At 71.4% G+C, this 17,077-nt stretch carries 14 protein-coding genes; 7 read left to right on the top strand and 7 right to left on the bottom strand.

The window, feature by feature from the left end:
- Positions 1-27: 27 nt before the first annotated feature.
- Positions 28-1,005 (bottom strand): hypothetical protein, encoded by a 978-nt coding sequence (locus HNR30_RS43905; RefSeq protein ID WP_181616163.1) that lies wholly within the window; start codon positions 1,003-1,005, stop codon positions 28-30.
- Positions 1,006-1,134: 129 nt separating this feature from the next.
- Between HNR30_RS43905 and HNR30_RS43900 the strand changes: the two genes are divergently transcribed.
- The gene (locus tag HNR30_RS43900) at positions 1,135-1,284 is read left to right on the top strand and encodes a hypothetical protein (RefSeq protein ID WP_181616162.1); all 150 of its coding nucleotides are present in this window, start codon (positions 1,135-1,137) and stop codon (positions 1,282-1,284) included.
- A 230-nt stretch (positions 1,285-1,514) separates the two neighbouring features.
- Positions 1,515-4,370: an ATP-binding protein gene (locus tag HNR30_RS49800; RefSeq protein WP_281389987.1), complete on the top strand. Its 2,856-nt coding sequence runs from the start codon at positions 1,515-1,517 to the stop codon at positions 4,368-4,370.
- Here HNR30_RS49800 and HNR30_RS43890 read toward each other — a convergent pair.
- Positions 4,346-4,774, bottom strand: coding sequence for an HIT family protein (locus HNR30_RS43890; protein WP_181616160.1), 429 nt, complete (start codon positions 4,772-4,774; stop codon positions 4,346-4,348). The genes HNR30_RS49800 and HNR30_RS43890 overlap by 25 nt on opposite strands.
- An 81-nt stretch (positions 4,775-4,855) precedes the next feature.
- Between HNR30_RS43890 and HNR30_RS43885 the strand changes: the two genes are divergently transcribed.
- On the top strand, positions 4,856-5,635 hold the full coding sequence (locus HNR30_RS43885; RefSeq protein WP_181616159.1) for an ABC transporter ATP-binding protein: 780 nt from the start codon (positions 4,856-4,858) through the stop codon (positions 5,633-5,635).
- Positions 5,620-7,386 carry a hypothetical protein gene (locus HNR30_RS43880; RefSeq protein ID WP_181616158.1) on the top strand — a complete coding sequence of 589 codons (1,767 nt, stop codon included), beginning with the start codon at positions 5,620-5,622 and terminating at the stop codon, positions 7,384-7,386. The genes HNR30_RS43885 and HNR30_RS43880 overlap by 16 nt, the downstream gene beginning before the upstream one ends.
- Here the strand turns inward: HNR30_RS43880 and HNR30_RS43875 are convergent.
- Together HNR30_RS43875 and HNR30_RS43870 are read right to left on the bottom strand one after the other, a co-directional pair.
- A complete protein-coding gene (locus tag HNR30_RS43875; RefSeq protein WP_181616157.1) occupies positions 7,337-8,833 on the bottom strand; it encodes a carboxylesterase/lipase family protein in 1,497 nt (498 codons plus the stop codon). The two genes, HNR30_RS43880 and HNR30_RS43875, sit on opposite strands and share 50 nt — an antisense overlap.
- A 70-nt stretch (positions 8,834-8,903) precedes the next feature.
- The gene (locus HNR30_RS43870; protein WP_181616156.1) at positions 8,904-10,112 is read right to left on the bottom strand and encodes an FAD-dependent monooxygenase; all 1,209 of its coding nucleotides are present in this window, start codon (positions 10,110-10,112) and stop codon (positions 8,904-8,906) included.
- Between the two features lie 70 nt (positions 10,113-10,182).
- On the opposite strand from HNR30_RS43870, the gene HNR30_RS43865 reads away from it, so the two are divergent.
- Positions 10,183-12,834, top strand: coding sequence for an AAA family ATPase (locus tag HNR30_RS43865; protein WP_181616155.1), 2,652 nt, complete (start codon positions 10,183-10,185; stop codon positions 12,832-12,834).
- A gap of 32 nt (positions 12,835-12,866) precedes the next feature.
- Here the strand turns inward: HNR30_RS43865 and HNR30_RS43860 are convergent, their stop codons facing one another.
- The gene (locus HNR30_RS43860) at positions 12,867-13,823 is read right to left on the bottom strand and encodes a cyclase family protein (protein ID WP_246380253.1); all 957 of its coding nucleotides are present in this window, start codon (positions 13,821-13,823) and stop codon (positions 12,867-12,869) included.
- A gap of 48 nt (positions 13,824-13,871) precedes the next feature.
- Positions 13,872-14,387 (bottom strand): hypothetical protein, encoded by a 516-nt coding sequence (locus HNR30_RS43855; RefSeq protein WP_181616154.1) that lies wholly within the window; start codon positions 14,385-14,387, stop codon positions 13,872-13,874.
- A 192-nt stretch (positions 14,388-14,579) separates the two neighbouring features.
- Between HNR30_RS43855 and HNR30_RS43850 the strand changes: the two genes are divergently transcribed.
- Together HNR30_RS43850 and HNR30_RS43845 are read left to right on the top strand one after the other, a co-directional pair.
- Entirely contained in the window at positions 14,580-14,951 is a 372-nt protein-coding gene (locus HNR30_RS43850; RefSeq protein ID WP_181616153.1) for a YciI family protein, read from the top strand.
- A 43-nt stretch (positions 14,952-14,994) separates the two neighbouring features.
- Entirely contained in the window at positions 14,995-16,221 is a 1,227-nt protein-coding gene (locus HNR30_RS43845; protein WP_181616152.1) for an RNA polymerase sigma factor, read from the top strand.
- Positions 16,222-16,345: 124 nt separating this feature from the next.
- Here the strand turns inward: HNR30_RS43845 and HNR30_RS43840 are convergent, their stop codons facing one another.
- Complete coding sequence (locus HNR30_RS43840) at positions 16,346-16,912, bottom strand: TMEM165/GDT1 family protein (protein ID WP_181616151.1); 567 nt, start codon at positions 16,910-16,912, stop codon at positions 16,346-16,348.
- Positions 16,913-17,077: the final 165 nt, after the last annotated feature.

Below are 17,077 nucleotides of genomic sequence, written 5' to 3'. Positions count from 1 at the left end.
CGCCGACGGAACGTGATGATTCCAAACTCACTTGTAGCTGAGAATCACCTGTTCGCCACGGGCGTCGACCGTCGCCCACATCATCGTGGTGCCCGGGACGTTGGCCAGACCGGTGATTTCCGCCTCGGGCAGGTCCAACGGCACCTCCTGCCACGTGCTCGACGCGACGTAGTGCGTCATGGAATCGGGACCTTGCCGTTTCCTGGCGGCCAGCCACAGACCGCCCGCGCCGTCGGGCGCGGCCCGGCGGAAGTCCGTTCCCGCGGGCCGGTGGGCGGAGTGTTTCCACGACACGCCGTCCCAGTGGAGCACCAGCCCCTCCTTGGAGGAGACGAGTGAGCCCACCGCCCAGACGTCGTCGGGTGCGAGCGCCACGATGTCGTTCAGTTCCGCGTACGGCAGGCGCGGAAGGGCCACGCGCCGCCATTCCCGTCCGGTCCAGCGCAGGATCGACGCCGACGGGCCGCCTTCGTAGCTGCTGAGCGCCCACAGCCCGGTTGTGGAGGCGGCGGCGAAGTCGGTGATCGGCATCGGCGCCCTCCGGCTGGTCCAGCTCTTGCCCGTCCAGTGCCACAGCATGTCCTCCATGCCGTGGTCGCCGAACCTGAGGCCGGCGGCCCAACACTCGCCCTTCCTGGGCACCAGCGCGGCGGTGGCGTGGGCGCCGGACTCGCGGATCGGCAGGGCCGTCCACGTCCTGCCGTTCCAGCGCCAGACCTCGACCTGCTCGACGCTCTCGTTGAAGCGCCAGATCTCGTCCGGGCCGTGGGCGCGCACCAGGTAGGGCACCGCCGTACCGCCCGCGTTGTGCCAGGCGCGGCCGTCCCACCGCAGGAGGGGCCTGCCCGTGCGCACCACCCAGGCGTCGTCCCTACGGCTGGCGCCCACGTCCTGGTAGCCGCCCAGGACGTCGCTTCTGGCTGTCCTGACCACCCCCCACTCAGCCTCTTGACCTGCGGCGGGGGTGTTCTGGCTGAGCAACGCCAGGATCAGAAGAAGCTTCACGGAGCACCATCGTGGCCTGCCTTAGGCGCTCATGAGGCGTGTCCTAGGTAGTCCTAGGCCCAGGGTTAGGCAAGAGATAAGGCATCCGTCCGATGCCGCCTCCTGGGCCTTAGGAGGAGAGTTATAGCCATGAACGCAGAACTCGAATACCAGCTCATCAAGTCCCACGCCTCCGAGCTCCAGCGCGAGGCCGCCCGCCACCGCCGGGTACGCGAGGCCGAGAAGTCCAGCCGGTCCGAGCGCCGCTCGGTGTTCGGCAAGCGCCGCCACGAGTCATGACCGCCCCACAAGTGCCCGGCCGCATCCTCCCTCGCGGCCGGGCCCTGGAACCACCGTGACGATTTGACCGGATTGTGATTGATCGACTCTCAGCTTCCTTGCGGGCGGTTGGCCCGCAGCTTCCTTGAGAGACAGCAGACGTTTTGACACCCGCGGCCGTGGAGAGACCCTCCGCGGCCCTCGCATATCCACGGAAAAAGCAATAGACGGGGCATGCCATGCTTAACGACATGCTGGGACGTTCGGTGAGCCCGGTCTTCGTCGGGCGGCAGGACGAGCTCGAGGTGCTCGCGGAGGCCTACGACGAGGCCAGGAAAGGGTCCGCGACCGCCGTGCTGATCGGAGGCGAGGCGGGAGTCGGCAAGACCCGCATCGTGCAGCGATTCTCCGAGCGGGCCGCCCAGGACGGCGCCCACGTGCTCTTCGGCGGATGCGTCGAACTCTCCAGCGAGGGCCTGGCCTACGCCCCCTTCACCGCCGCGCTGCGTCAGCTCGTGCGCGAGACGAGCACCACCCACGTGGCCTCCCTGCTTCCCGAGGGCGCCGCCCGCGACCTGGCCAGGCTGCTGCCCGAATTCGGCGCGCCGAGCGCCGACGGCGACACCGACACCGGCCGCGCCCGGCTGTTCGAGCAGTTCCTCACCCTCCTGGAACGCGTCTCAGAGAGCCGCCCCACGGTCCTGGTGATCGAGGACATCCACTGGGCCGACCGCTCCAGCCGCGACCTCATCGCCTTCCTCAGCCGCAACCTGCGTGCCGTACCCGTCCTGCTGGTCCTCACCTACCGCTCCGACGACCTGCACCGCCAGCACCCGCTACGGCCGGTCCTGGCCGAGCTGGGCCGCGTCGAGGGCGTGATGCGGCTCGACCTGCCCCGCCTGTCGCGCGACGAGGTCGCCCAGCAGATGGCGGGCATCCTCGGCAACACCCCCGAATACACCTCCGTGCAGAGCGTCTACGAGCGCAGCGAGGGCATCCCCCTGTTCGTCGAGGCCCTCATCGAGTGCGGCGTCGACTGCGCCTTCCCCGACTCCATGCAGGACCTCATCCTCGGCTCCGTCGAACGCCTGCCCGAGGAGACCCAGCGGCTGCTGCGCATCGCCGCCGCCGGCGGCATCAGGATCGGCCACACCCTGCTCGCCAGGGTCAGCGGGCTGTCCGACATCGAGCTGGAGAGCGCCCTGCGCCCGGCCATCGCCGGCAACGTCCTGCAGATCGCCGACAACCGCGCCTACGTCTTCCGCCACGCCCTGATCCGCGAAGCCGTCCACGACGAGCTCCTGCCCGGCGAGCACCAGCGCCTGCACGCGCGCTACGCCGAGGAGATCTCCAAGAACCGCATGCTCGTGCCGCCGGGACGGGCCTACGTCGAGCTGGCGCACCACTGGTACAGCGCGCGAGACGACGAGCAGGCGCTGGTGTCGGCCTGGGAGGCGGCACGCAAGTCGTTCAAGGCCTTCGCCTACACCGAGGCCATACCGCTGCTCGAGCGCGTGCTCATGTTGTGGGACAAGGTCCCCGACGCCTCCCAGCTGATCGGGATCAGCCACACCGACGTGCTGGAGAAGGCCGCCGCTGCCGCCGCTGCGGGCTCGGAGATCGAGAAGGGCCTGAAGTTCATCAAGGGCGCGCTGAAGGAGCTCGACGAGGCGGTCGAACCCGAACGCGTCGCCCTGCTCATCATCAAGCAGATCAGCCTCAGCATCTCCAAGGGCAGGCAGAGCATGATCGGCGACTACCGCCACGCGCTCGGCCTCGTCCCCCAGCCCGGTGTGGCGCGCGCCCAGGTGCTGCACCACATGGGCCGCCACCTCATGCTCATCGGCGAGGTCGAGGAGGGCAGGCAGCAGGCGGAGGAAGGGCTCAGGCTCGCCCGCGAGCTCGGCGACAAGGGCCTTGAAGGCGATTTCCTGCTCGACCGCGCTCTCGGCTTCTCCATCCACGGCGACCTCGCGTCCACGATCGAGCACACCGTGCGCGCCCGCGAACTGGGCGAGGAGACCCGCGACGGCAGCCTCGTCACCCGCGCGATCGGCAACGGCATCGACTCGCTGTGCGAGGCAGGCCGCCTCGACGAGGCCCTCGAACTGTCCTACGAGGGCGAACGGCTGGCCAAGAAGTACGGCAGGCTGCGCACCAACGGCACCTTCATCCTCAACAACCGGGCCGAGGCGCTCGAAGCGCTCGGACGCTGGGACGAGGCCATCGAGACGGTCGAGCGCGCCCTGTCGCTGGGTCCCGCGCTGCGCAACCGCTACCACCTCATCCGGGTGCGCGCCGACATCGCCCTGTCGCGAGGGGAGCTGGAGTTCGTCGAGGGCATCCTGGGCGAGCTGGGCGTGCTCAAGGAGCGGCCCGAGGACTTCGTCCAGGACATCACCAACAGCACCCGCCTGCACATCGGCTGGCACCTGCTCAAGGGCGAACCCGACGTGGCGCTGTCGGTCGCCGAGCGCATCCTCGGCCATCCGCTGCTGTCGAGCAAGGCCATGCTGACCTGGCGCCTGCTGTCGGTCATCCGCCTCGTCTGCGACGCCGCCTCGGCCGTCGAGCCCGCCCGCGCCTCGGCGGTGCGCGACCACGCCAGGGCCGTCGCGGCGGGCCTGCGCCTCAGCGGGCCGGTGGCCACCGCCTACCATCTCACCTTCAACGGCGACTTCGACGCGGCCGCCACCGCGTGGGAGGCGCTGAAGCGGCCGCACGCCCAGGCCAAGGCTCTGCTGCACGCCGCGTCGGAGTTCGCCCACTCGGGTGACCGCGACTCGGCCGCCGTCCGGCTGCGCGTCGCCCATCCCCTGGCCTCGGCCCTGCGGGCGACGCCTCTCATCACCGAGATCGAGACGCTCTCCCGGCGGGTCGGGGCGACGCTGGAGCAGCAGGACGGCTCCTCCGAGCTGCTGACGCCGCGCGAGCTCGAGGTGCTGCGGCTGGTGGCGCTCGGGCGGAGCAACCGCGACATCGCGGCCGAGCTGTTCATCTCGGCCAAGACGGTCAGCGTGCACGTGTCGAACATCCTGGGCAAGCTCGGGGTCGGCAGCCGCGGCGAGGCCGCGGCCGCGGCTCACCGGCTGTCGCTGCTGGCCTGAAGCAGTGTCCTGACCCGCTCCAGCTCCTCAGGAGCGGCCCGCGTCGACGACCACATCCGCCTCAGGTCGTCGCCGCGCCGCCGAGGGACGACATGGGTGTGGACGTGGAAGACGTCCTGGCCCGCGGCCTCGCCGGTGGAGTGGGTGATGTTCACGCCCTCGGGGGCGAGCGCCGCCCTGACCAGCGCCGCCACCCGATGTGTCATGCGCGCCACCTGCGCGTAACTCTCTTCGGAGATCTCCCAGACGTCCCGTGCGTGCATGCGCGGGACGATCAGCGTGTGACCGGGCGCGGCCGGCGCGCGATCGAGGAAGGCCACGGTGTGCTCGTCCTCCAGGACCCGGTGGCTCGGCAGACGGCCGGCCACGATCGAGCAGAAGACGCAGTCGATGACGACCTCCATTGATTAGTCCGGAGTTACCGTTCCCCCGCGCAATCCGTCGTTGATCCAGCTCAGCCTAGCCGCGAGGCTGGTGCCCCACATATGCCTTTCACCTGGGGAGAAGCAGTGCATGCTGCGCTCAGCCTGACCGGCCTGCGCAAGTCCTTCGGCACCTCGCGCGCGGTCGACGGGATCGATCTGGTGGTGCCTCCCGGCGCGTTCCTCGGCCTGGTCGGGCAGAACGGCGCCGGCAAGACCACCACGCTGTCGATGGCCGTCGGGTTGCTTCGTCCTGACGCCGGGCGGTCCCTCGTGTTCGGGCACGACGTGTGGGCGGCTCCCGACGAGGCCAAGGCGCTGATCGGAGTCCTGCCCGACGGCCTGGCGATGCCCGAGCGGCTGACCGGGCGTGAGGTGCTGACCTATCAGGGGCTGCTGCGGGGCATGCCGCGCAGCATGGTCGACCAGCGCGCGGACGAGCTGCTCGGCGTCCTGGAGCTGGACCGGGCCGAGAAGACGCTCGTGATCGAGTACTCCACCGGCATGCGCAAGAAGATCGGCCTGGCCACGGCGCTGCTGCACGCGCCGCGGCTGCTGGTGCTCGACGAGCCGTTCGAGGCGGTCGACCCGGTGTCGGCGGCGACGATCAAGACGATCCTGCGTGGTTTCGTCGCGGGCGGCGGCTCGATCGTGTTGTCCAGCCACGTGATGGCGCTGGTGGAGCAGCTGTGCGACCACGTCGCGGTGATCGACCGCGGCAAGGTGGCGGCGGCCGGGTCGCTGGCGCACGTGCAGGACGGCCGGAGCCTGGAGGAGCGGTTCGTGGAGCTCGTCGAGGGCGAGTCCGCCGCAGCGAAGGAGCTGACATGGCTGTCGCGCTGACGATGGCCAGGATGAAGGTCTCGCTCCTGCGACACTCGCTCAAGGGGCCGATGACCTCCACAGGAGTGCTCCTGGGCGTGCTGCTGGCGGGCTGGACCCTCTACCTGGCACTCACCGCCGACCCTGCCGTGCTCGCGGGGGCGTACGCGGTGTGGATGCTCGGCTGGATGCTCGGCCCGCTGTTCATGGGCGGCGGGGACGAGTCGCTCAGGCCGGAACACTTCTCCCTGCTCGGCATCACGTCTCACCGCCTGGCCGGTGGTCTGCTGGTGGCCGCCTTCGTCGGCCTCGCCCCGCTGATCAGCCTCGCGGCGTCGCTCGGGCTGGTGATCTCCGGCGTACGGCAGGGCCCGGCGGAGGCTCTGATCGCCGTGGTCGCGATCGGGCTGCAGCTGGCGCTCTTCGTGCTCGTGTCGAGGGTCGCCGTCGCCCTCCTCGGCCTGGCCCTGCGCTCACGTCTGGGCGCGGTCGGCGCCGGCCTGCTCAACGGCGCCATTCTGGGCGCGCTCTGCCAGATCTGGGTCTTCCTCGCCCTCTTCGACCAGAGCGGGGTGCCGCAGCTCGTCTGGCATCTCCCCTCGGGCTGGGGGCTGCTGGCCGTCAACGGCGAGCCGGGCCGGCTGGCCGCGCTGGCCGTCCTCGATCTGGTGCTGCTGGGCGCGTGGGCGGCGCTGCTGTCGAGGCGGTCGGGGGCGCCGCGCACGTCGGGAAGGCCCAGGCGGGCGGTCACGGCCGGTGGTCCTCTCGGCGGCGTCTTCGCCAAGGAGCTGCGGACCTGGACCCGTGACCTGGTGCGCAACTACCAGGTGATCTTCTCGCTCTCCTTCGGCGTCTGCTTCGGCGCCTCGCCGCTGCTGCTCGGATGGGACGGCATGCTGCCGTACGCCGGGCCGATCTTCGTCGTGATGGCCGCCTCCCTGACGTCCAACCTCTACGGTTCCGACGGCACGGCGTTGTGGCTCACGCTGCTGACGCCCGGGGCGTCGGACGTGCGGGGGCGCCAGCTGGCCTGGCTGGCCGCGGTGGGTCCGGCGGCCGCCGTGGTCACCGTGGTCACCGCCGCCGTCGCCGGCGGGCCGTGGCCGCTCGTGCTGGCCCTGCTGGCCGCGATGCTCGGCGGGGCCGCCGGGCTCATCCCGCTGGTGTCGGTTTACGGGCTCGTCCCGGGGACCGACCCGCACCGGCGGGGCGGCAACCCGCTGCGGGTGAGCGACGACAACGGCGGGCTGACCGGGCTGGCGTACCTGATGCTCGCGCTGGTGGCCGCCTCCGGCGTGCCCGCCGGGTTCGTCGCGCTCTCGTACGGCTGGGCCGGGGTGCCGGTCGGGCTGGCCACCGGGCTCCTGTGCGCGTGGGGGCTCGGCCGGCTGGCGGAGCTGCGGTTGCGCGAGCGGGGTGTGGAGCTGCTGCAGGCCATGCGCACCGGGCGTCGTGTCCCGATGCGCACGGCCGGAGGGCTCGCTCAGGGCGTGCGGCCCCTTCCCCGGACCGGGCACCCGCCGCTGGCCGCCCTCTGCTTCCTCCTCGGCGCGATCCCGCTGTTCCCCCAGGGCATCGTGGCGGGGATCTTCGTCGCCAACGGGGTCGAAGGCCACAGCTGGTTCCTCGCCACCTACCTGGCGCCCGGCCTGCGCTGGCCCGCCGTGGGCGGCATGGTCCTGCTCGGACTGATCCTGTTCGGCGTCGCCGCCCGCCAGAGCGCTAGCGCCAGAAGGCGAGGTCGTGCTCTGCCGCGTAGTCGATCTGCCTGATGTCGTCAGGGGCGAGCGACTGCGTCGTCCTGCCCTTCGACAGTTTCGGCCATTCGGGCAGCCCCGGCCCGTTGGGTGAGCCCGTGCGGGCGAAGTTCGTCCAGTAGCCGACCATCTGGTCCGACAGGACCCGCTGCTTCGGCGACAGCTCGGTCTTCGCCTCCGGGAAGATGTACGGCAGGTCGCCCGCGTGATAAGCGCCCCAGTCGAACCCGTTGTTGAGTGGCAGGAACATCGGGGCGTCCCGGTCGGCGAACTCGTATCCGTAGACCGGCACGTGCCTGGCCAGAGCCGTGTTCTGGGCGTGCGTACCGCGCGCCCACATCCGGTCGGTGATCACCGTCGCCCAGGCCATGCTGGGCGACGGCTCGGCCGGGTAGCGCTTCATCACCCGTGCCGCGTCCTTGCCGAAGGCCGCCTCCAGCCGCTTGCCGTACTCCTTGAGTGTCAGCGGCTCGCCCATGCCCACGAAGAGCCGGTGCTCGTCCCTGGTGGCGCCCGCGAGCACCGGCACCCGGTGGAACTCCCCCGCCGCCAGCCGCTTGGCGGGCGACTCGGGCAGGACCGCGTTGCCGTACGCGTAGACCTGGAAGACGTTCATGATCTGCGGCACCGCCAGGATGCGCTCCACCGGCAGCGCCTTCAGGCAGGCCACGTCGGAGCAGCCGAGCTGCTTGGCGTACATCTGGCCCAGCCCGGTGACCTCGGCCTCCGAGCGCCATCCGAACGACTCGATCGTGGGCACGCCCGGGACCAGGCTGCCGGCGGGCATGTCCATCATCGACTCGCCGCTCATCATGATCGCCCGCTGGAACAGTCCGGCCGATCCCGGCGCCGTCAGGTGGCCGCCGATGGCCAGGCCTCCGTAGGAGATGCCGAAGAGGGTGACGTTGCCCGGGTCGCCGCCGAAGGCCCCGATGTTGCGCTTCACCCAGCGCAGGGCCTCCTGCTGGTCCTGCAGGCCGTACGTGCCGGAGTCGCGCAGGCCCGGGTGGCCGAAGCCGCTGAAGACGCCCAGGCGGTAGTTGACCGTCACGACCACCGCGCCCTTGGCGGCCAGCAACCGCGCGTCCGAGTAGTGCCCCGCGCCCAGCGCCCCGTCGCCGTGCACCCACACCATCACCGGGCGTTTGCCGCCCTTGGCGCGCGGCGTGGTGACGTTGAGCATGAGGCAGTCCTCGTTCGTGCTCGCCGTCTTGGCGTACTCGGAGCCGACCTGCGGGCACATGGGGCCCGGCTTCCTGGCGTCGCGCACACCGGTCCAGGAGGGCGCGGGTTTGGGGCTCTCCCAGCGGGCGGCCGTGGCGTAGCGGATGCCCTGATAGGTCGCGGTCTGCTCGGTCAGGGATCCTCGAACGGCCCCCGCAGGCGTCTCGACGATCGCCGGATCCGCTGCTGTCGCGGTGCAGCCGGTGGCCAGAAGCGTGGCTATGAGCAGGGTTTTCATACATTCCACGGTCGGGGATCCGTGGCTGGTGCCACTAGAACCGTCGATCCGGGAATGCCCGGGACAAATGTCACAAGGTGCTGTGAACGTGCTCGTCGTAGGGCTTGAGGGTGATCGAATCCGCCTTCTGCGCGGCCTTGGCCATCAGGCCGCGCAGGGGCCGCGAGGTCATGACCTTCACCGACAGGTTGCGCATCCGGATCGCCATGCGGCTGCCGGGCAGGAACCCGCCGACCCCGCCGGGCGGCAGCTTCTGGCACTCGGTGACGTACGGCCGCATCGCCTCCTCGTAGCGTGCGAAAGCCGTACCGTGCTCGCCCCCGGCCGCGGCCAGCTCGCCCGCCAGCACGTACGCGCCCACCATCGCCATCGCGGTGCCGTTGCCCGACAGCGGCGAGCCGCAGTAGCCTGCGTCGCCGAGCAGCACGACACGTCCGCACGACCAGCTGTCCATGCGGACCTGGCTGATCGTGTCGAAGAAGAAGTCGGGCGCCTGCTCCATCACGCTGAGCAGGTACGGCGTGTGCCATCCCATGTCGGAGAAGCGCTCGCGCAGGATCCGTCGTTGCCCGGCGGCGTCGTGCCGGTCGTAGACCAGGTCGGTGGCGGTGAAGCTGAACATGGCCTTGGCGCTGCGCCCCTTCTCGGGCCGGATCCCCGCCAGGCGGCCGCCGGGCGCGCTGTGCAGGAGGAACCAGTGTCCGAGGGTGAGGCCGTCGACCGGGATCGTGAAGTAGGCGGTGTAGGCGCCGAGATGGTGGACGAACCTCTGCTCGGATCCGAAGGCCAGCCTGCGCACGTTGGAGTGCAGGCCGTCGGCGCCGACCACCAGGTCGAACCGTCGCGGCGCGGCGCGTTCGAAGGAGACGACGACACCGTCGTCCGCGTCGGCGATGGAGGTGATGGAGTCGTCGAACAGGTACTCCACGCCCTGCTGGGCGGCGTCGTACAGGATGTCGGTCAGGTCGCCGCGCAGGATCTCGATCTCGGCCACGGCGCCTTCGCCGCCGAACAGGTCGGCCGGCATGGCTGCCCGTCTCCTGCCGCTCGCGTCGACGTAGGCGAGGCCGCGTTCGTCGATGCTCGCCGCGCGGATCCGCGCCATGATCCCCATGCGTTCGGCCACCTCGCGTGCCACGCCGCGCAGGTCCACCGCCTGGCCGCCCGGCCGGGGCGCCGGCGCCCGCTCGACCACGGTCACGGAGAAGCCGTAGCGGGGCAGCCAGTGGGCCAGGGCGAGTCCGGCGATGCTGCCGCCGGAGATGAGGATGTGCTTCATGGGGGACGACGCTACGCAAGGTGCCGTACCGGCGAATCAGTCATTTATTGGGTAATCGATACTTAATGACGTGTTGTGCGGTCGGAAGCAGGAGATGGCGGTCATCGACCGCCTGCTGGACGGCGGCGGTGCGCTGATCGTCCGCGGCGAGCCGGGCATCGGGAAGACGGCCCTGATCGACTACGCCGTCGCGGCGACCTCAGGCATCCGGGTGCCCGGCGCCGCCGGCATGCGGATCCTCCGCGCGACCGGCATCGAGGCCGAGGCCGACCTGCCCTTCGCCGCGCTCCACCTCCTGCTGCGCCCCCTGCTCGACCGGATCGACGCCCTGCCCGACCCGCAGCGGGCGGCCCTGCGAGGCGCCTTCGAGCTGGCGCCCGTCACGTCGGCCGACCGCTTCCTCATCGGCCTGGCCGTCCTGTCGCTGCTGTCCGAGGCGGCCCACGAGCGTCCCTTGCTCTGCGTGATCGACGACGCCCACTGGCTCGACCGGGCCTCGGCCGACACGCTGCTGTTCGCCGCCCGGCGCCTCGGGACGGACCGGGTCGCCCTGCTGTTCGCCACCCGCAGCGAGCAACCCACGCCCGGCCTCGACGAGGTACGGCTGGCCGCGCTGAACCTGGAGGACTCGGCCGCGCTGCTGTCGCAACGAGCCTCGGAACTCAGCCCGATGGCGCGCCGCCGCCTGCTGGCCGAGGCCGCCGGCAATCCCCTGGCGCTGCTGGAGCTGCCCGCCGACGAGGCCTCGTCCACCGGCGACCTCCCCCTGGCCCAGCGCGTGCAGGACACCTTCCAGGCCCAGATCCACCGGCTGCCCGAGCAGACCAGGCTGCTGCTGCTCGTGGCGGCCAGCGACTCCAGCCCCGACCTCGACGTCGTGCTGGGCGCGGGCAAGGCGCTGGGTGCGCCCGCCGAGGCGCTCGACGCGGCCCAGGGCCTCATCACGGTCGCCGAAGGCGTGGTGACCTTCCGGCACCCGCTGGTCAGAGCCGCCGTCTACCGGGGAGCACCGCCCGTGCTGCGCCTGGCCGTCCACGCCGCTCTCGCCGAACTGCTCGCCACCCCGGCCGACGCCGACCGCCGCGCCTGGCACCTGGCGGCCGCCTCGGCGGGCCCCGACGAGCACGCCGCGAGCGAACTGGAGCGCACCGCCGTACGAGCAGGGGAACGCAGCGGCTTCGGCTCCGCCGCCATCGCCTACGCCCGCGCCGCCCGCCTGTCCCCCGACCCAGCGCAACGTGCCCGCAGGAACGTCCTGGCCGCCGAGGCGGCAGCCGAAGCGGGCGACCTGGACCTGGCCGACGAACTCGCCGAGCTGGCCTCGGGCCAGACCGCCTCCCGCCCGCTGCTGGTCAGGATCGCCATGACCCGCTCCACGGTGAACTCCGCCCGCGGCCGCCTGCGCACCGCGCACGCGCTGCTGCTGGAGGCCGCCGAACTCGACCCCGCCAACGCGCTCTGGCCGCTCATGGGGAGCATGTTCCTGGCCTGGAACTCCGGCGAGAACGACCTCGCCGCCGAGACGCTCGAACGGCTGGCCACCCTCCGCATGGCGCCGGACGACCGCCTGACCCCGGTCCTCCAGCTGGCCGTCTGGTCGGTCACGCTCCAGCTCGACCTGCCGCCCACCGGCCTGCCGCCGCTTCCCGACGTCACCCGCGCCGCCCTGCGGCTGGACATCGCCGGCATGGACAGCCTCATCCTGATCTGCGGCGCCGGACTGGCGATGGGACACGACAGGAAGATCAGCGAGCTGGCCGCCGCCACGGTCGGCGAGCTACGCGCCCAGGTGCGCATCGGCCCGCTCCCCGCGGCCCTCACCTACCTGGCCGCCGCCCACGCCCTCGTCGGAGGGTACGGCGAAGCGCTCAGCGAGGCCGAGGAGGCGCTGCGGATCGCCCGCGACACCACCCAGGCCGAATGGGTCGGGCAGGCGAGCTCCATCCTGGCCTACATCGCCGCCATCCAGGGCGACGAACACCGCCGCGCCACGCACGCCGAAAGCGCCGGATCCGTCGCCGTCGCGGCCAGCCGCTGGTCCATGGCCCTGCTCGACCTCGGGTACGGCAGGGCGGAACAGGCGCTCACGCAGCTGGAGAACCTGGCTGCCGACGCCATGCACTGCCAGCTGCCGGTCGTCCGGAGCACCCCTGACCTCATCGAGGCTGCGGTGCGGGTGGGGCGGCATCCGCGAGCCCGAGCCGCGCTGCGGGCGTTCGAGTCGTGGGCGGGGCACATCGGGCTGGCATGGAGCGACGCGCTCGTCGCTCGGTGCCGCGCGCTCGTCGAGGACCTGGAGGAGCACTACGTGCGAGCCCTGGAACTGCACGCCGACGACACGCACCTCTTCGACCAGGCGCGCACGCGGCTGCTGTACGGGGAGTGGCTGCGCAGGGCCCGGCGCAAGGCGGAGGCGCGCGGGCATCTGCAGGGGGCGGCGAACAGCTTCGACCAGCTCGGGGCGGCGCCGTGGGCCGCCCGCGCACGAGCCGAGCTGGGGATCATCGGGGCGAGCGGGGCCGCGGGCCCTGGCGGGGTGGGAGGACGGCTCACGCCGCAGGAGCTGCAGATCGTGAGACTCGCCGCCCGGGGGATGTCGAACCGGGACATCGCGGCGCAGCTGTTCCTCAGCCATCGCACAGTGGGGCACCACCTGTACAAGGCGTACCCGAAGCTGGGGATCACGGGGCGAGGAGAGCTGGCGGGCATGGACCTCGGCTGAGGCCGTGACTCATGAGGCCGGGGTTGTCGAGGTCAGAACGTCGCGATCGGGTTGACGGGGCTGCCGGACGTGCCGGCGAAGCGGACCGGCGCGACCGCCAGCTGGAAGTCGTACTGCCCCAGCTCCTCAGCCGTCGCCGCGCACGCCTCCAGGTCGCAGTTGTCGAGCATCCACAGCCCCATCGCCACGAGGCTCACGGCATGCACCGGCATCAACACGTCGTCATAGCCCGACGGCTGGACATCCTGCGGACTGTCGGCGCCGATCAGCGCGACCCCACGCTCATGCAGCCACGGCAGGCACGACGCGTGCCAGCCCGCCTGCGTGAACCCGATCGCCGCCCCCGTCTCGTGCCGGGCACGGCCGTACCCGGTCCGCAGAAGCACCGCGTCGCCGGTCCCCACCCGCACCCCCTGACGCCGCTCGGCCGCCTCCAGGTCCTCGGGGAACACCCCCTCGCCCGGCTCCAGCCACGGAACATCCCGGACCTTCGCGACATCCAGCAGGACGCCCCGCGTGACGATCCCGTTCGCCGCCGCCGTGACGGCCGCCCACCCCGAACCCGTCTCGGCATCGACCAACGAATGCGGACGCCCGTTGTACATCGTGCCGTCCCAGAGGATGTGGCACGGCGAGTCGAGGTGGGTGAGCGTGTTGCCATGGAAGGTGATGCCGAGCCGCTCGGTCGAGAAACCCCAGCGCCGGTCGGCATGGAACGCGGGCACCGGCAGGTTCTCGGCGCCCGGCATGTCGGCGGCACACGGGCACACCGTCGTCGAGCGCTCCATGTCCTCCGGTACGGCGACCTCCCACGCGCACGACACGCTCCTGCCGTGGCGCACCGCCCGCGCCGCCGCCAGCCGTACGCCGTCGGTGATGTGGTTGAGCGTGCCGAGCTCGTCGTCGTCACCCCAGCGCCCCCAGTTGGAGAGGGTGTCGAAGTACGCGAGCACGTCGTCCTGGGTGGGCATCGGTCGCTCCGCCGTCATACCAGCATCGGCTCCTCAGGTCACGCCACGGCCTGCTGAGGCGGGATCCTACAAGATCGGAGGAGATCCGCGTCCGTGATCAATGCAGCGGGGATGCGCCGGCTGAGGTAGCCGACCACTCGCCGTATCGCGAACTCGCCGGGTCCGCCCCTGCTCGGCGAGCAGGGTGAGGGCTCGGCGTGAGGTGATGAACCGCGACGAGGAGGCGGTGCGCTGGAACCACTCGGAAGCGGTGGTGAGCTCTTCGGTGGTCCATGGTTCGTCCAGCGCGATCGTTCTGAGCAGGGCCCACTCCTGCAGGCGGCGGACGAGAAAGGGCCGATCTCCGATCGCCGTCGCCATAGCCTGGGCCCAGGTGGTGAACGCCGGGTCGGTCAGAAGCCGGGTGGCGCGGAACTCCAGGTGGCGGTTGACCGCCGATTCGGCCATCGTCGCGTCCTCGTCGCGCAGGACGGTGGTCACCAGCTCGGCCTCGTCCGATTCCGTGGCTTCGTCGAGGGCCTGCAGGTAGCGACGGTAGCGGTGGTGTTCGGCGGGTTCTTCGTCGATGAGCGGGCCGGTCATGCCGCCATCCTGTCCGATCCCTCGACGGGTTGCCGTTCTCCGATCAGCAGGGCGTCCGCTCAGGGGCGGCTCTGACAGGATCGGCCGCGTGGCGGCGAGAGATTTCTCCCCTGCCGTGTCGATCCGCGGGCCGCTCGTTCGACGTGTGGGTGCGAGGGCCGAGGGGCGGTCCCGCCGGACGAGGAGAACACGATGTCCAAGTATCTGCTGATCATGCGGGGCACCGACGAGTCGAACGCGGCCATGATGGCCGACATCGACGTGATGATGGCCACGACCCGCCAGTTCATCGAGGAGATGGTCAAGGCCGGCGTCCTCCTGGCGGCGGAGGGGCTGGACGATCCGGGCCAGGGCGTCGTGGTCGACTTCAGCGGCCAGGCGCCGGTGGTCACGGACGGGCCGTACGGCGAGACCAAGGAGCTGTTCGGGGGATTCTTCCTGCTCGACGTCGCCTCGAAGCAGGAGGCGGTCGAGTGGGCCAAGCGGGTCCCCGCGGCCCGCGGATCCAAGATCGAGATCCGGCGGGTGCCCGGGAGCGACGAGGTCCCTCAGGTCGACAGGTGATCATCAGGGACCGGGCCGCGCACGACGGCAACGGCCGGATCTGATGAGCACGGCCGATGTCGAGGCGGTCTGGCGGATCGAGTCGGCGCGGATCGTCGCCGCGCTGGCCCGGTTCACCGGCGATTTCGGGCTGGCCGAGGACGCCGCCCAGGAGGCGGTGGCCGAGGCGCTGGTGTCGTGGCCGGGCGCCGCTCCGGCCAATCCGGCCGCCTGGCTCATGGCCACGGCCCGGCGGCGGGCGATCGACACGATCCGCCGCCGGGCCGCCCTCCAGGACCGGTACGCCCTGCTGGCGGCCGACCTGGCGGCGGACCGCTCGGTTGACGACGACGTCGATCCCGACAGGATCGACGACGACGTGCTGGCGCTGATGTTCGTCAGCTGCCACCCGGTGCTCTCCCCCGAGGCCAGGGTGGCGCTGACCTTGCGGGTGGTCGGCGGGCTGTCCAGCGAGGAGATCGCCCGCGCGTTCCTCGTACCCGTGCCGACCGTGCAGGCGCGCCTCACCCGGGGCAAGAAGACGATCGCGGCGGCCGCGGTGCCGTTCGAGCTGCCCCCGGCCGCCGAGCGCCGCGAGCGGCTGGGCGGCGTGCTCAGCGTCCTCTACGTGATCTTCACCGAGGGGTCGACGGCCACGTCGGGCGAGCGGCTGCTGCGCCCCGACCTCGCGTACGAGGCGATACGGCTGGCCCGCACGCTGGCCGCGCTGCAGCCGGACGAGCCCGAGGTGCACGGCCTGCTGGCCTTGTGCGAACTGACGGCGGCACGTTTCCCTGCCCGGACCGGCCCGGACGGTTCACCGGTCCTGCTCGACGAGCAGGACCGGCGGCGGTGGGACTTCTCGGCCATCCGCCGCGGGCTGGCCGCGCTCGCCAGGGCATCGGCTCGCGGCCTCGGCCCCTACGGCCTGCAGGCCGCGATCGCCGCCGTCCACACGTCGGCACCCTCGGTCGAGGCGACCGACTGGGACCGGATCGTGCTGCTCTACGAGGCACTCGGCCGGGTCGCGCCCTCGCCGGTGGTCGTGCTCAACCGGGCCGTCGCCGTCGCCATGGCCTCGGGCCCGGCTCACGGCCTCGCCATCGTGGACGAGCTGATCGCCACGGACCAGCTGCCGGGCTCGCATCTGGTCCCGACCGTACGCGGTGAGCTGCTGGCCCGGCTCGGACGGCTCCCGGAGGCACGCGCCGAGCTGGAACTGGCGGCCCGGCTCTGCACCAACCAGCGGGAACGGTGGGTGCTGTTGCGCAAGGCGGGCGCGCTGGGGTGACTTCCTGCGACCCGGCCAGCGGGGCGGGCTTCCGGCGCGACATCACCATCACCATCTCCGGATGCACGTCACCGGTTGCCCGCGCCCTGGAGCGAAGCGCTCGCCGCCAGGGAGGGGCCATGCCTTACCGGAGGGCCTCGAAGAGCAGAATCGCCCCGAACACCGCGAAGCTCGCCGCCGCGCCGTACCTGATGATCTTCTCCGGCAGGTGCTTGCCCAGCATGCGGCCCACCACGATCGCCAGCGCGTCGGCCGCCACCATGCCCACCGTCGACCCGATCCAGGTGCCCACCCAGTCGTGCTGGGTGGCCAGGGTGATGGTCGCGAGCATCGTCTTGTCGCCCAGCTCGCTCAGGAAGAACGCCACCGTGACCGCGATGATCGCGTTGCGTGTCGTGCGGGAGGCCTTCTGCGACTCCTCGTCCGTCAGCTCGTCGCCGCGCAGGGTCCACAGCGCGAACCCGAAGAACGCGACCGCGGCCACGATGTTGATCGCCTTGGTGGGGAGGGCGTCGCCGATGAGGCCGCCGATGGCGACGCTGCCGAGGTGGACGACGGTGGTGGCGATGGTGATGCCGGCGATCACGGGCCAAGCCTTGAACCGTGTCGCGAACGTCAGAGCCATCAGCTGGCTCTTGTCACCCAGCTCGGCCACGAAGATCACGACCAGGCTGATCCAGAATGCTTCCAAAGGTCCTCTTCCGCGCGATCCGGACCGGAAGCAGGCACCCGCCTCAAGGGGAGTTTCGGGCATGACGGCTTCGGCCCGGCAGCGACTGTCTCGTTGCCAGGCCGAAGGTCTCGTCCGCCTGAAGAACAGGCCGCCGCGACCGGGCTCGGAACGAGCCAGCGTGTC

Source organism: Nonomuraea soli (assembly GCF_013761175.1).
In the GTDB taxonomy this organism is placed as follows: domain Bacteria; phylum Actinomycetota; class Actinomycetes; order Streptosporangiales; family Streptosporangiaceae; genus Nonomuraea; species Nonomuraea soli.
The sequence above is the reverse complement of the archived record's forward strand: the minus strand, read 5'-3'. Positions and strand labels throughout refer to the sequence as shown.